Annotated in this window: 11 protein-coding genes; 5 read left to right on the forward strand and 6 right to left on the reverse strand. The window is 51.7% G+C overall.

The genetic code is table 11. The annotated features are described in order from the left end of the window. Positions 1–7: 7 nt before the first annotated feature. The 3 genes from ACFOUO_RS06530 to ACFOUO_RS06540 all read right to left on the reverse strand — a co-directional run bounded on the left by ACFOUO_RS06530 (position 8) and on the right by ACFOUO_RS06540 (position 3,202). Positions 8–589, reverse strand: coding sequence for a glycerol-3-phosphate responsive antiterminator (locus ACFOUO_RS06530; protein ID WP_380703446.1), 582 nt, complete (start codon positions 587–589; stop codon positions 8–10). A gap of 169 nt (positions 590–758) precedes the next feature. Next, complete coding sequence (glpK, locus tag ACFOUO_RS06535; RefSeq protein WP_380703448.1) at positions 759–2,267, reverse strand: glycerol kinase GlpK; 1,509 nt, start codon at positions 2,265–2,267, stop codon at positions 759–761. Positions 2,268–2,368: 101 nt separating this feature from the next. Beyond that, complete coding sequence (locus ACFOUO_RS06540) at positions 2,369–3,202, reverse strand: MIP/aquaporin family protein (RefSeq protein WP_380703450.1); 834 nt, start codon at positions 3,200–3,202, stop codon at positions 2,369–2,371. 399 nt (positions 3,203–3,601) lie between these two features. On the opposite strand from ACFOUO_RS06540, the gene ACFOUO_RS06545 reads away from it, so the two are divergent. Beyond that, a complete protein-coding gene (locus ACFOUO_RS06545; RefSeq protein WP_380703453.1) occupies positions 3,602–5,290 on the forward strand; it encodes a phospho-sugar mutase in 1,689 nt (562 codons plus the stop codon). Between the two features lie 161 nt (positions 5,291–5,451). On the opposite strand, the gene ACFOUO_RS06550 is transcribed toward ACFOUO_RS06545, so the two are convergent. Beyond that, positions 5,452–6,417 (reverse strand): RNA-guided endonuclease InsQ/TnpB family protein, encoded by a 966-nt coding sequence (locus tag ACFOUO_RS06550; protein WP_380703455.1) that lies wholly within the window; start codon positions 6,415–6,417, stop codon positions 5,452–5,454. An 849-nt stretch (positions 6,418–7,266) separates the two neighbouring features. On the opposite strand from ACFOUO_RS06550, the gene ACFOUO_RS06555 reads away from it, so the two are divergent. Both ACFOUO_RS06555 and ACFOUO_RS06560 read left to right on the forward strand, forming a co-directional pair. Next, positions 7,267–8,583: a UDP-N-acetylmuramoyl-tripeptide--D-alanyl-D-alanine ligase gene (locus ACFOUO_RS06555; RefSeq protein WP_380703458.1), complete on the forward strand. Its 1,317-nt coding sequence runs from the start codon at positions 7,267–7,269 to the stop codon at positions 8,581–8,583. Positions 8,584–8,941: 358 nt separating this feature from the next. Next, positions 8,942–10,252 (forward strand): NAD-dependent malic enzyme, encoded by a 1,311-nt coding sequence (locus ACFOUO_RS06560; RefSeq protein ID WP_380703460.1) that lies wholly within the window; start codon positions 8,942–8,944, stop codon positions 10,250–10,252. Positions 10,253–10,333: 81 nt separating this feature from the next. Here the strand turns inward: ACFOUO_RS06560 and ACFOUO_RS06565 are convergent, their stop codons facing one another. Next, the gene (locus ACFOUO_RS06565; RefSeq protein WP_380703462.1) at positions 10,334–10,468 is read right to left on the reverse strand and encodes a hypothetical protein; all 135 of its coding nucleotides are present in this window, start codon (positions 10,466–10,468) and stop codon (positions 10,334–10,336) included. A gap of 214 nt (positions 10,469–10,682) precedes the next feature. On the opposite strand from ACFOUO_RS06565, the gene ACFOUO_RS06570 reads away from it, so the two are divergent. Beyond that, positions 10,683–10,826, forward strand: coding sequence for a sporulation protein YjcZ (locus ACFOUO_RS06570; RefSeq protein ID WP_380703464.1), 144 nt, complete (start codon positions 10,683–10,685; stop codon positions 10,824–10,826). Positions 10,827–10,885: 59 nt separating this feature from the next. On the opposite strand, the gene ACFOUO_RS06575 is transcribed toward ACFOUO_RS06570, so the two are convergent. Beyond that, positions 10,886–12,241, reverse strand: coding sequence for a glucose-6-phosphate isomerase (locus ACFOUO_RS06575; RefSeq protein WP_380703466.1), 1,356 nt, complete (start codon positions 12,239–12,241; stop codon positions 10,886–10,888). A gap of 415 nt (positions 12,242–12,656) precedes the next feature. Here ACFOUO_RS06575 and ACFOUO_RS06580 point away from each other — a divergent pair, with 415 nt between their 5' ends. Then, entirely contained in the window at positions 12,657–13,373 is a 717-nt protein-coding gene (locus tag ACFOUO_RS06580; RefSeq protein WP_380703468.1) for a 5'-methylthioadenosine/adenosylhomocysteine nucleosidase, read from the forward strand. Positions 13,374–13,389 lie beyond the last annotated feature (16 nt).

Consider the following 13,389-nt stretch of genomic DNA (forward strand, 5'->3'; position numbering starts at 1 on the left):
CCCTAATTCACTTATCTCTCTCAAAATCCCACAGCTCCCGACCACTGACGGAAACCGCACTGGCTCCATTATCAAGGGCTGTCGCGACGTCTTCTCTCCTCCGGAGAAGGCCCCCGGCAACAATTGGAATCCCATTTTTCTTCCGCAAGGATTGGAAAACCCAGGAAGGAACAACACCCGGCATGACTTCGACGGCGTCCGCCTTGGACTGTTTCAACAGGTTCCGGCCCGTATCCACGGACATCCCGTCAGGAATGAAGAGGCGTTGAATTGCAAACAGTCCTTCCTCCCGAGCAAAACGAATCAGATGCGTCCGGGTGGAAAGAATTCCGTCCGGATGGATCTCTTTTTTGATGTATTGCAGTGCGGCTCGGTCATTACCCAGCCCTTGAGCAAGATCCAAATGGAGGTAAACGAGTTTGCCCATACTCCGAATCCGGTTCACCGTCCGTTTCAGGGTGTTGATCTCCCCACAAAGTAAGAAAACAACCCGTGGATGGGAGCCCTCCAACGCCTGTAATTCCTCTTCATTTCGAACGGCAGCAATCACAGGATGCTGCCGGATCCCCTGTTGAAAATCCTCCATCATCAACGGTCCCCTTCCTTGAAAAATGCAAAAAGAGTCCCCACCGACGGCGCAATAATCCACCCGGGTGAGGGACTCTCTTATTATCTCCGGTCCCAGCATCTCAGTTGCAGTTTTTCAGCATTTTGTTCTTCACATTCTATTGTATACCCTTTCCCAGTGAAAGGAAACCTTAAATTTTCACTTCCGAGCGGGACATGGTGCGGGAGACAGCATCCTTCCACCCTTGATAAAGAACATGACGCTCTTTCTCCTCCATCGTTGGTGTGAACTCGGCATCGATAGCCCAATTCTCCCGGATCTTCTCCTTAGAATCCCAGTAGCCAACAGCCAAGCCGGCCAAATAGGCGGCTCCGAGTGCCGTGGTTTCATTGACGACCGGCCGTTTCACATCCACATCCAAAATATCCGCCTGGAATTGCATCAAAAACCGGTTCATCGCCGCCCCGCCATCTACATTAAGCTGCTGTAGGTGAATGCCAGAATCCTGCTCCATCGCCGTCAGCACATCTTTTGTCTGATAGGCGAGGGACTCCAGAGCAGCGCGGGCAAAATGGTCACGACCGGTTCCCCGGGTGAGGCCAAAGATGGCGCCCCGAGCTTCCTGATCCCAGTATGGAGCACCTAAGCCGACAAAGGCGGGAACCAGATAGACGCCTTCATTGGAGGAGAGACGTTGGGCGTAGGCTTCGGAGTCGGATGCCTTCTCCAGGATCTGAAGTCCGTCCCGCAGCCATTGAATGGCCGCTCCAGCGATGAAAATACTGCCCTCCAGGGCATATTCTACCTTACCGTCCACTCCCCAGGCGATGGTGGTCAACAGACCGTGGGAGGAAGGGACAGCCCGCTCACCCGTGTTCATCAACATAAAGCAACCGGTACCGTAGGTATTTTTGGCCATCCCGGAATCGAAACAAGCCTGGCCGAAGAGAGCGGATTGCTGATCCCCCGCCGCACCGGCGATCGGGACACTCAGCCCGTAGAAGACTTCTTTCTCCGTATGCCCATACACTTTGCTGGAAGGAGCCACCTCCGGCAGCATACTCCTCGGAACATGGAGAGCTTCCAGAAGCTCCTTATCCCAGTCCAATTCGTGAATATTGTACATCAGGGTACGAGAGGCATTGGTATAATCCGTCACATGGACTTTTCCGCCTGTCAGTTTCCAGATCAGCCACGTATCGATGGTCCCAAATAGGAGGTCGCCTTTTTCCGCTTTCTCCCGCGCCCCGTTCACATGATCGAGGATCCATTTCACTTTCGTTCCAGAGAAGTAAGCATCTACGACAAGGCCGGTCTTTTGGCGGAAGGCCGACTCCAGACCCCGGCTCTTTAAATCTTCACAGATGTCCGCTGTCTGTCGGCTCTGCCAGACAATGGCGTTGTGGATGGGCTTTCCAGTATCCTTGTCCCAGACCACCGTTGTTTCCCGCTGGTTGGTGATCCCGATCCCGGCTACCTGGTCTGGTTGAATGCCGTTCTGCTTGAAAACCCCTTCTAACACATCGAGTACACTTTGCCAAATTTCTTCTGCATCGTGCTCCACCCAACCCGGTTTCGGAAACAGTTGGGTGAACTCCCGTTGGAAGACACCCTTGACCTCTCCCTTCCGGTCGAAGAGTATCGCCCGAGTGCTGGTCGTCCCCTGGTCAATCGCCAACATGAACATTTCTTTACTCATATCGGTTCCCCCTTCGTCTATCCGCTTTCTCCCTGTTCCTTCTCCGTTCACCTTAACACGGATCGGATCCTTTTTTAAACGCTTTCATTCCTGACCATCGTTTAACCGGAGATGTCACTTCCACTGCCTTTGGCCGGACCTGAAGGTACGCGCTGGGAAGCAGCCAGATAGCGACGGACCATGAGGTCGTAGATGAGGGCGCCGGCTAGGCCGCCCAGGATTGGGGCGACCACGGGTACCCAGGCGTAGCCCGCCGGCCCCGGCAGGCCGATAGAATCCCACCCTGCAACCCATGCAAACAGCTTCGGTCCGAAGTCACGTGCTGGATTAAGGGCAAATCCCGTCAGGTTACCGAATGAACCACCGATCATGGCCACTGTCAGACCGATAATGAAGGGGCCGACATTTTGCAGCGGCACGAACAATGGGTTCCGATCATCCGTCACGGCTAGAATGACGATCAACAGCAGCGCAGTAATACAAAATTCGACGAAAAAAGCATCCAGATTGGTAAGGAAAGGAGCCGGATAAGTGGAAAAGATTCCCGCTGTTTTCACGCTCTCCGCCGCACCGCGAACGATGTTCCCCGCTTGCTCGAATTGTTCAAACGCTTTCCGGTAAAGGCCGTAGACCAAAGCTGCTCCCGCAAAAGCCCCTACGACCTGAGCAAGGATGTATGGAACCACTTTTCTCGCTGGGAATCCGCGAAACACCGCCAACGTGATGGTAACTGCCGGGTTGATGTGGGTTCCGGAAACAGCGCCTGTTACAAAGATGGCCATCGTCACTGCCAGACCCCAAATGAGAGAGAGTTCCCACTGGCCCAAGTCCACCTTGTTGAGGACCAGCCCAGCCACGGTGCCACAGCCGACAAAGATCAGAATAAAAGTACCGAGAAATTCCGACAAGCATTCTCCCCGCAATTTCTTGTCCACGATTATCACTCCCTTATATTGGAATTCCATACCTGGATGCTGCCAAAGGAGACACAAAAAGGTCGCACTACACCTGACATCACAGTAAGTGGAGTCTGGGTGCAGCACGACCTCTCCTTTTCTCCGGTCGTTTGGCAGCGTTTTCTTTTTACGCTTTCATTATATTTAACCTCGAACCTTTGCACAAGTACTTAATCATTCCAGAAGTTGAGATCTCCACCATAGGTTCTCTGATGGACCCGCTTTTCTCCAAGCAGACCAAAAAGGATCTGTTCCTTTTCCTGTTCAGGGAAGGAGTGGACGATCTCTTTCCAGAAAAAGAAAAGATACCAAGACATTTCTCTCAAAACCACTCAGTAAAAATCATGAAACCGGCAACCCGGAACAGGAGGATGGCAGATGAACTCCATCTACCAACGGTGGCTCCAGTTTCAACAGTTGGACCCCGGCTTAAAAAAAGAACTCCGCTCTTTAACAACCGTGGAAATCGAAGATGCCTTCTACCGCCGGCTGGAATTTGGCACCGCAGGTATGCGTGGGCTTCTCGGCCCTGGAACGAACCGCATGAACCGCTATACGGTTCGTCGAACCACCACAGGTCTGGCGCGGAATTTAGCGTCCCTAGGGGAACAGATTCGGGAGAAAGGCGTCGTCATCGCCTATGACTCGCGGCGTTTTTCCCGGGAATTCGCCGAAGAAGCGGCTGGGGTGTTGGCCCATCATCAGATCCGAACCTATCTTTTTCCCGAGCTGCGACCCACGCCGATCCTCTCCTTCGCTGTCCGTTATCTGAAGGCTTCTGCTGGGATTATGATCACCGCCAGTCACAACCCGGCGGAATACAACGGTTACAAGCTTTACGGAGAGGACGGCGCCCAGCTGCCTCCCCATAAGGTAGAGGCCATCCTCCGGGAGATGGAAGCCATTCAGGACGAGCTGACATTGGCTACCCTTCCGCTGCATGAAGGGATTGAAACCGGCTGGATTCAAATCATCGGAGACGAAGTGGATCAAGCCTATACCCAATGTGTCCTCTCCCTTTCCCTACAGGGAAAGACGGAAGCCAACAGCGAACTGAAAATCGTCTTTACCCCCCTTCACGGGACCGGAAATCTCCCTGTCAGGAGGGTTCTAGGTGAACTGGGCTTCACTAGCCTTCACACTGTACCGGAACAAGAAGCTCCCGACCCCGGGTTTTCCACAGTCTCCTCTCCCAACCCGGAAGAACACCAAGCATTTTCCCTTGCCCTGGAACAAGCACGGAAACAGGATGCCGACCTTGTCATCGGTACGGACCCCGATGCGGATCGCCTCGGCCTGTATGCTAAAAATGCAGAAGGGGAGTTCACCACCTTTAATGGCAACCAGATCGGTGCTCTTCTACTCCATTATGTGTTGGAACAGCGAAAAGCCAAAGGAATTCTGCCGGAAAAGGGACGTGTTCTCAAATCCATCGTCACCTCGGACCTGGGGCGGGCCATTGCTACCTCCTACGGAGTGGAGACCGAAGACACCTTAACCGGGTTCAAATATATCGCCGAGAGGATCGAAGCCTTTGGACAGGAAGGTCCATCCTTCCTGTTCGGATACGAAGAGAGTTACGGTTATCTCTTAGGAGGCTTTGTTCGGGATAAAGATGCCGTCCAGGCGGCGATGATGTGCTGCGAGATGGCTGCTTTCTACAAAAGGCAAGGACAGACCCTGGATCGGGTGTTGGAGGAGCTTTTCAGCATCCACGGCGCTTATGAGGAGTCTCTTCTTTCCTTTACCTTCCAGGGGAAAGAAGGTCTTTCTCGGATGATGGCCATTATGGACGACCTCCGTCATCGCCCCTTTGATGAGATCGGCGGTCTCGCTGTTCGGGAATTGAAGGATTACAGCCAAGGCATCGACGGCCTTCCCGCCGCCAATGTACTGAAATATCGATGTAAAGACGGCAGCTGGATCGCTGTCCGTCCGTCGGGGACAGAGCCGAAGATCAAATTCTATTTCAGTACCGTTGCCGACAACCGGAAAGCTGCCCAGGATAAAATGGACCGAATGAAGAATTTCCTCCATATACGAATGAACCTCTCCCACTTACGCTAAGAAGCGGGAGTTTCTTACCATCAGAACCAAGAAGCTCTCACGCATCGAAGGGTTTGCCTCCCATACTCGATCGAAGGGATCGGAAAGCCCTCTTGGCCTCCTAAGTAAGCAACAGGTACGAATCGTACCAGGGTCGGAACAGACCATCTACTACTTCTCGCTTAGGCGATCCGTAGATACGTTTGCTTCGTAGAAACATCGAGATGCTGAATTTCTCCATGGAGCGATTTGGCTAAAATATTTCTCGCTCCATGGATATCTCGATGTTCTTGATATCCACAGGAACAGCGGTAGTTTCTAGAAGAGATTTTCTTTCTCTTCTTGCAGACAGGACATGTCTGACTGGTATAGGATTCATCGGCTTCGTGTAATCGGATGCCCATCATGGCTAATTTGTCTTGCAGGTACTGTTTCACTTTTCCAAAGGACCAGTTGGATAGCCGTTGTGCTTGTTTGCGAGTGGCCTTCTTTTTCTTTCTCGTCTTCCTCTGCACTCCTTCAGGATCGCCTATGTAGACATCGGATACAGACTGCTTCACGCACCAATCGACGAACTGCTTCGTCGTCTTATGTAGGGCATCTTGCACTTGTTTTTCTGATTGAGACAGCGCATACCGTTTCGCCCTTTGATATTTCTTCCACTGACGTGAACCCTTTTTACATTTGGATTGGAGACGCTGAATTTCTGCGATTTTCTTGTTGCGGAGGCGGTGAATCGAGCGTACTTTACGACCGGTGATGATCAACGCCTCTCCGCTTTCAGCGAAAGCGGCAAGGGTGTGGATTTCGCCCGGATCGACCCCAGCGGATCGTTTCTTCTCATAGGGTTGATTCTCTTTTCCATCATCAAAGGCGATGGATAGATAAAGTCTTTGATCGTAGCAAAGCTCTATTTCTTTGATTTTCCCTTGTGGAAGGATCTTGGTGTAGATAACAATTGGCTTTTCACGCTTTCCCTCATGGATTCCCATAGATAGCTCGATTTTCCCATTCGCATGAATTCTGAAGCCGTCTTTTGCCCACTTGGTATTGTAATGCGTCTTGTTTTTGAGGGATAGCGGGCGGTTTTGATTCCTTTTCGGATCGCTTGGTGTGCAGCATCTCTGGCAAATAGGTACTTGTGGCAAACGGCTTGAATGGATTGGCTATGGAGATGGAATCGTCCTTTGGTCGCTTTTTGTAATTCAGACTTGGTTATCCATTTCCCATGGTCGAGATAGCATTGTCTCGATAATTGCAGGCATTGGTTCCAAACCAATGCAGATTCACGGTTACAGGCAAAGAGACGATCGATCTCGGACGGGGATGCAGAGAAATCGACTTTCTTCGCTCGAAGCATGGTTTCACCTCGCTTTCTCTCCTTGTGATTCGATGTTTTTCCTGCTTTATAGGAAGCACTTTTATAGGTATTGATAAACTTCGATTATCGCGTGATTCGGACTTCCTTTGAACGATAGGAAGAATGAATGATTTCCCATCCAATTTCCTCCCATATATGCCATTTCATCACCTAATACTGATTATAGAGAAATAAAATGATATAGGCAACAACGATTATAAAAAAATGGTCAGAATTGCAAGAGGGGTAAAAAGAACCCCTCCCTCGTCTGACGTGCCATTCATCTCACCGCTTGTAGAAGCGGGAGACTTCTTGCGCAATTATGTTAAAGGAAAACACGACTTGAACTCCCCGATGCCTAAATGCAGGGGATGCTTGAGAACGTCCATCTAAAGATAAAGATATCTTCCAAGCGTAGCCCTTTTTTGCAAGTTGTTGCGGGCTCCTTTGTCAGCCACTTCAAGCCGATCAGTGATCGGTTTTTTGTATTGAAATTTTTGGGTAATCGAATCTATTCGGGAACCTATTCGAAAGCAGAAATACAAGCATACAGTATGGTGATGAAAGGAAGGGAAAGGTGATCTGATTGCTTTCCATGACCATAGGCCAATTAGCTCGGGTCACAGGTGCACAAATCTTGCGGGGTAACAAGAATGCCCGTATTCATCACGTTGTGTTCCGAAGTATTCGTGATGCAAGCCCTCACTCCGCTTTTTTTGTCATCGGCTCCCGCGGCCAACAAAACATTCTCCCCGCTTTACAAGGAATTGGGAGTGCCTGCGTAATCGTTCCGCCCTGGATGCGTCAATGGGTTCCTACCCATCATGCTTTATTGATCATCCACAATCCCAAAATCGCCTTATGGAGATTGGTACGATGGCAACGGAATCAATCCCGAGCTGTTTTCGTCGCAATTACGGGAAGTGCGGGTAAAACGACCACCAAAGAGATGATCGCATCGATCGCCCAGCAGAAGTACCCAACGCTGAAGACCTATAAAAACAATAACTTAGTGGGATCGCTCCCTGACCACGTTTTTCGGCTGAATCCAGCCACCCGGGTTGCAGTACTGGAGATGAGCCCGCCCCATATCAACTTCCATTGTGCTTATGCCCGCCCCAAGATCGGTATCGTCACGACTATCGGGGAAGCTCATATCGGAAAGCATGGTTCGCTAGCCAATTTAGTCCGGGCCAAACAACAACTGATCGACGGAATCCAACCGGGAGGGTATGTCCTACTGAATGTCGATGATCCGGGCTCCAGGCGATTGTCAACAAAAGGCTTCCGCGGCAAGGTGATCCGCTACGGATTCCATCCCTCCGCCGACTTCCGGGCGACCCGTGTACGTTTCACCGATCGCGGTATGCATTTCCATGTCCGTCATACCCCGTATTTCATCCCAACGTGGGGGCAACATAATGTCTCCAATGCCTTGGCGGCCATCGCCGCAGGCCATCTTTTAAAAATCCCAGTCCCGTTGATCCAACAGGGTTTGAGAAACTTCCAGGTTCCCTCGATGCGATTGCAACGCCTAGCGGGGATCCGAAACTACACGTTGATCAACGACGCCTACAATGCCAACCCTACAGCTGCCATCGCCGGGTTGAAGGTGTTAAAACAAATGGCCCGTAACCGTCCTTCCGTGGCCGTGATTGGCGATATGTTGGAATTGGGGAGCCACACCATTTCAGGCCACACGAGAGTGGGGGCAGCCGTGGCTAAATATAAGCTAACCCACCTAATCACCGTGGGACGAAAGGCCTCCATCGTCGCTCGGGTCGCTGCCCGGCGTGGAATGCCCTCCTCCCGCATCCATCTCTTTATGCACCCTCATTCCGTCGCTTCACACATTCCCAGACTGATCCCCCCTGGTGCCTATATTTATTTTAAAGCTTCCCGGGGAATGAAATTTGAAGGGATTGTCCGGCAATTGCGAAGCCCCAGCGGATGAAGCAAGTTCCGTAACCCCCGGCTAGAACGTCGACAACCGGTTGGAGATGAAACAGTTTTCCGCCCAGGTGTTATAGCCTGGGATTTTTACATACATCCGGATCATATCGAAACATCCCCACAAGCTCTCTCAATTGGGAAAAATGTAGCGTTGACAATCTGAGGAATCGGGGTTATGTTTGTCCTCGTTCACCCCTCTGCAAAGGCGAAGGACCTTTGGACAAAGCCCTCCTTTTTTTACGACAACACACGTGCGCTCAATAATAAAATCAATAAACCAACAGGGAATGTAAAATACTGCAATATAACGCTGTTATTATTTTCTCTTTTTCGCTTATCCATCTTGGAGGTGACCTTGATTGACTGAAAAACATATCACTCGCACATTAATCGTTCAAATTCCCTCCACCCCGGGAAACCTGGGGAAATTGGCGACCGCTATCGGTTTGGCCGGTGGGGACATCGGGGAAATCGAAACCACACAGATCGGTCCTACCTGGACGATCCGTCACATTACTATCCACTGTGACAGTGAAGAGCAGTTCGATACCGTGCAGGATGCGATTCGCCAATTGCCCGGATTCCAGCTTCAAGCAGTCTCCGATGATGTCCTTCAGGCACATGAAGGCGGTAAAATTCATATGAAAAGCCGTATTGACGTTCGCTCCCTCGGCGATCTCCGACGGGTCTATACGCCAGGCGTAGCGAATGTCTGCCGCCTCATCCAGAAGGAACCGGAAAAAGCCCGTATTTACACTGGGATATCCAATACCGTAGCCATTGTCACGGATGGGACAGCCATTCTCGGCCTGGGCGACATTGGTCCAGTGGCAGGTATGCCGGTCATGGAGGGAAAAGCCGCTCTGTTCGACCAATTTGTTGATATTAGCGGAGTCCCCATTCTGCTGGATTCCCAGGATCCCGATGAGATCGTCAGGACAGTAAAGAATATCGCCCCCGGTTTCGGTGCCATTTTGTTGGAGGATATCGGCTCCCCCCATTGCTTTGAGGTGGAGGAACGGCTGAAGGCAGAACTGGACATTCCCGTCATGCATGATGACCAACACGGAACAGCTGTGGTAACCTTGGCAGCCGTCATTTCCGCTTGTAAGAGCAGCCGTGTCGACCTGAAGGATTCTGTGGTCGGCCAAATCGGCCTCGGAGCGGCAGGGTTGGCCATATGCCGTATGTTTAAGGCTTATGGGGTCAATGAGGTGAAAGGAACAGACCTATCGCCCGAAGCCAAAGCCCGACTGCAACAATACGGTGGTACCCCTGTCGACTCTCTGGAAGAATTAATGAACACCTGCGATATCATTATCGCTACCACAGGTGTTCCTGGGTTGATCAAGCCGGAAATGGTCCGGAAAGATCAAGTCATCCTGTCCCTTTCCAACCCGAACCCGGAAATCGATCCGGAGGAGGCGATGAAGGCCGGAGCTGCCTATGCAGCCGATGGCCGCTCGGTCAACAATGTTCTCGGATTTCCCGGCATCTTCCGCGGAGCGCTCAACGCCCGTGCCAACCGGATTACCCACGAGATGTTAACCGCAGCGGCGGAAGCAATCGCCGACAGCACCAAACCGGGAGACTTGGTCCCCCATCCCCTGGACCCCCGGGTACATGAAAAGGTGATCCAGGCCGTGGAAGCGGTCGCCGTAGAGAAATAACCATGATAAAAAAGGCCCCTGTCCCCAGTTTCGGGGATAGAGGCTTTTTTAGATACCGATCAGGACTGAACCGTCTGCCTCTCACGGACACCAATCATCCTCCGCTTCTTCCTTTTTTAGCAACAGTTCATGGCAAATCTCGCAAATCGAGTTGTCGGACTCTCGGATAAACAGCTTACCACAGACCCGGCAGGTGCCCCAGATTTGTTCAATCAAGATCGCATCCTCCCCTTCAAAACCCCTGCTTTGAGCATTTATCATTCTCTACCAATCGTTTCCCGCTAGCAAAATCTTAAACCTTATTCTTGATGTAAGCTCAGAGGTATCTGATGGGACAAACGGACATTTTTGCTATGAATAGGGTATTTACCCTTTCAATTTACGACAACGAAACGTAAGATATGGTGATCACGATAATAGGAGGATGCTCATGGGACTCTTTGGTTGTGGTAACGGCGGCGGTTACGGCGTCTATGGTTGCGGCGGCGGCGGAGGTGTCGGTTACGGATTCGGACTGCGCCGTCTTCTCATCTTCCTGCTAGTCATTGCGACGATCTTCGCTCTGGTCTGCTAGAAAAACCCAGTTCCATCCACAAAAAAAGCGGGAGAACCCAATCGGTTCTCCCGCTTTTTTTAATCTTCCAGCCGCTGAAGGAGTCTGCGCTGTTCTTCCTCGAATCCGGGTTTACCCAGAAGAGCAAACATGTTTTTCTTGTAAGCTTCCACGCCGGGCTGGTCAAAGGGGTTAACCCCGTTTAAGTAACCGCTGACGGCACAGGCCTTCTCAAAGAAATAGACCAGTTCCCCGAAAGCCTCGGGGCTTGCAGAAGGCGTCGTAATAACCAGGTTGGGTACTCCCCCATCGTTATGAGCCAGAAGCGTTCCCAGGAAAGCCTTGTGATTCACCTCATCCATGGTACGTTCGGCCAGATAATTGAGTCCATCCAGGTCGTCGGTATTCTCTTTGATCGTGATGGATGCGGCAGGTTTCTCTACCAAGAGAACCGTTTCAAAGAGATCACGCCGCCCCTCTTGAATGTACTGACCCATCGAGTGAAGGTCGGTGGTGAAATTGACCGATGCCGGATAAATTCCCTTCTGATCTTTTCCTTCCGACTCCCCGAAGAGCTGTTTCCACCACTCAGAGAAGATTTGTAGGGAGGGTTCATAATTGACCAGGAGTTCGATCGTTTTCCCTTTGCGGTAGAGGATGTTCCGCACGGCAGCGTACTGGTAGGCGGCATTTTCCGTCAGGGTGGGAGCGCCAAATCGTTCACGGGCTTCAGCTGCTCCCGCCATCATCGCATCGACATCGACTCCTGCCGCTGCGATCGGCAGCAGACCGACCGCGGTCAGCACCGAATAGCGACCTCCCACATCGTCGGGAATGACAAAGGTTTCGTATCCCTCATTATCGGCAAGTTGCTTCAGTGCTCCCTTTTCCCTATCTGTGGTAGCATATATCCTTTGCCTGGCTTCTTCTTTGCCGACTTGTTTTTCCAGCCAGTCCTTGAAAACACGGAAAGCGATTGCGGGCTCTGTTGTCGTCCCCGATTTGGAGATGACGTTCAGGCTGACACGTTTCCCTTCCAGATGTTCCAATAGATGAGCGACGGCTGTAGAGCTGATATGATTCCCTGCGAAGTAAATTTCCGGCCCCTGCCGCTTGTCACTGGAGAGCAGGTTATGATAGCTGTGGGTAAGCATCTCCAGTGCCGCCCGAGCGCCCAAATAGGAGCCGCCGATCCCGATCACGACCAGGGCGTCGGAATGGGAACGGATCTTTTCCGCCGCTTTCTTGATACGGCGGAATTCTTCTTTATCGTAATCCACCGGGAGATCCAGCCAACCGAGAAAATCATTCCCGGCTCCGGTTCCCTTATGAAGCATTTCGTGTGCCGTCTGTACCGCTGGCTCCATCTGGGCTAATTCATGTTCCCCGAAGAAGTCGAGTGCACGCTTATAATCAAAGGTGAGTCGCTGGCTCATAGGTTCCCTCCGTTCAGGTATGTAGGCTTTCCCTGATTCATTGTATCCGATCCGAGAAACCGATTCAAAATTTGTAAGCGGTGTCAAGGAAACAACCTCCCCCGATTTCAAGAAATAGCCCCATTCACCCCTCTCTTCGGGTTGGTAAATCCAACGTACGGATCCACATAAAAGAAGCTACAAATAAGAAGCTTTCTTCGTTGAGTATTTTTCCTGTTTGTCTCTATGCTCATGGACATAACCAAAACGGCACTCCCGGCCCCTGGTAGTGAGTTCGTTTTGTGGAGGGCTGAAAAGAATTTACCTTTATCCCCCCAATCCGCCCGTTTTTCGCGATATAATAGCGAAAGTCCGTCCAACCCTTTCCGATCCCCATACACCATGACACACCACCCGAGAAGGAGGCGTAACATCTTTGACTACATCGACCCTGGCGGTCATCGCCGCCATGCAAGAAGAATTGGAACCTCTGTGCAATCGCCTTTCTACCAGCGGCGAAGAACAGGTCGGGGGCATCCGTCTCACCTTTGCTCGGAATGAAGAAACAGAAGTCATCCTGGCCGTCTGCGGCATCGGAAAAGCCAATGCTGCAGCCGCCATGCAATACCTTATCACCCGCTTCAATCCCGACGAAGTGATCAACATCGGCTCCGCCGGTTCCCTGACCGACCGCTTCCCCGTAGGGACGACGGTCCTTGTCACCGAATCGATCTATCATGACGTGGACTGCACGGGGGTGGGCGAAGAACCCCACACCCTCCCCCGCGTTCCCCGGATCATCCCCTCTGACAAAAAACTACTGACTGCCCTGAGGGAAGCCGCCATTCAAAGCGGCATCGTTCCGGTGGAAGGGCGCGTCGCTACCGGGGATGGCTTTGTCTCCGACGGTACGTTACGGGCTGGCATTCAACACGGCACGGAGGCGGTCTGTGTCGAGATGGAGACGGCTTCCCTGGCCCAGATCGCTTACCTGAACGATGTCCCCTTCGCCTCCATCCGTTCCATTTCCGACCGGGCGGACGGGAGCGCCGAGATTTCCTTCGAAACCTTCTTGAAGGAGATTTCCGAGCGGAATGCTGACCTGCTAGAATGCTACCTGGAAGCTCGCATTCCCGCGAGCGCCATTTCTTAAAAACCAACCCGGAAAG

This window comes from Salinithrix halophila (genome assembly GCF_042650125.1).
GTDB classification, from domain to species: Bacteria; Bacillota; Bacilli; order Thermoactinomycetales; family DSM-45169; genus Salinithrix; species Salinithrix halophila.

Bases quoted from the DNA above. Each gene is read 5' to 3' on its own strand.
- ACFOUO_RS06530 (WP_380703446.1), bottom strand. From the start codon at position 589: ATGATGGAGGATTTTCAACAGGGGATCCGGCAGCATCCTGTGATTGCT.
- glpK (WP_380703448.1), bottom strand. From the start codon at position 2,267: ATGAGTAAAGAAATGTTCATGTTGGCGATTGACCAGGGGACGACCAGC.
- ACFOUO_RS06545 (WP_380703453.1), top strand. From the start codon at position 3,602: ATGAACTCCATCTACCAACGGTGGCTCCAGTTTCAACAGTTGGACCCC.
- ACFOUO_RS06570 (WP_380703464.1), top strand. From the start codon at position 10,683: ATGGGACTCTTTGGTTGTGGTAACGGCGGCGGTTACGGCGTCTATGGT.
- ACFOUO_RS06575 (WP_380703466.1), bottom strand. From the start codon at position 12,241: ATGAGCCAGCGACTCACCTTTGATTATAAGCGTGCACTCGACTTCTTC.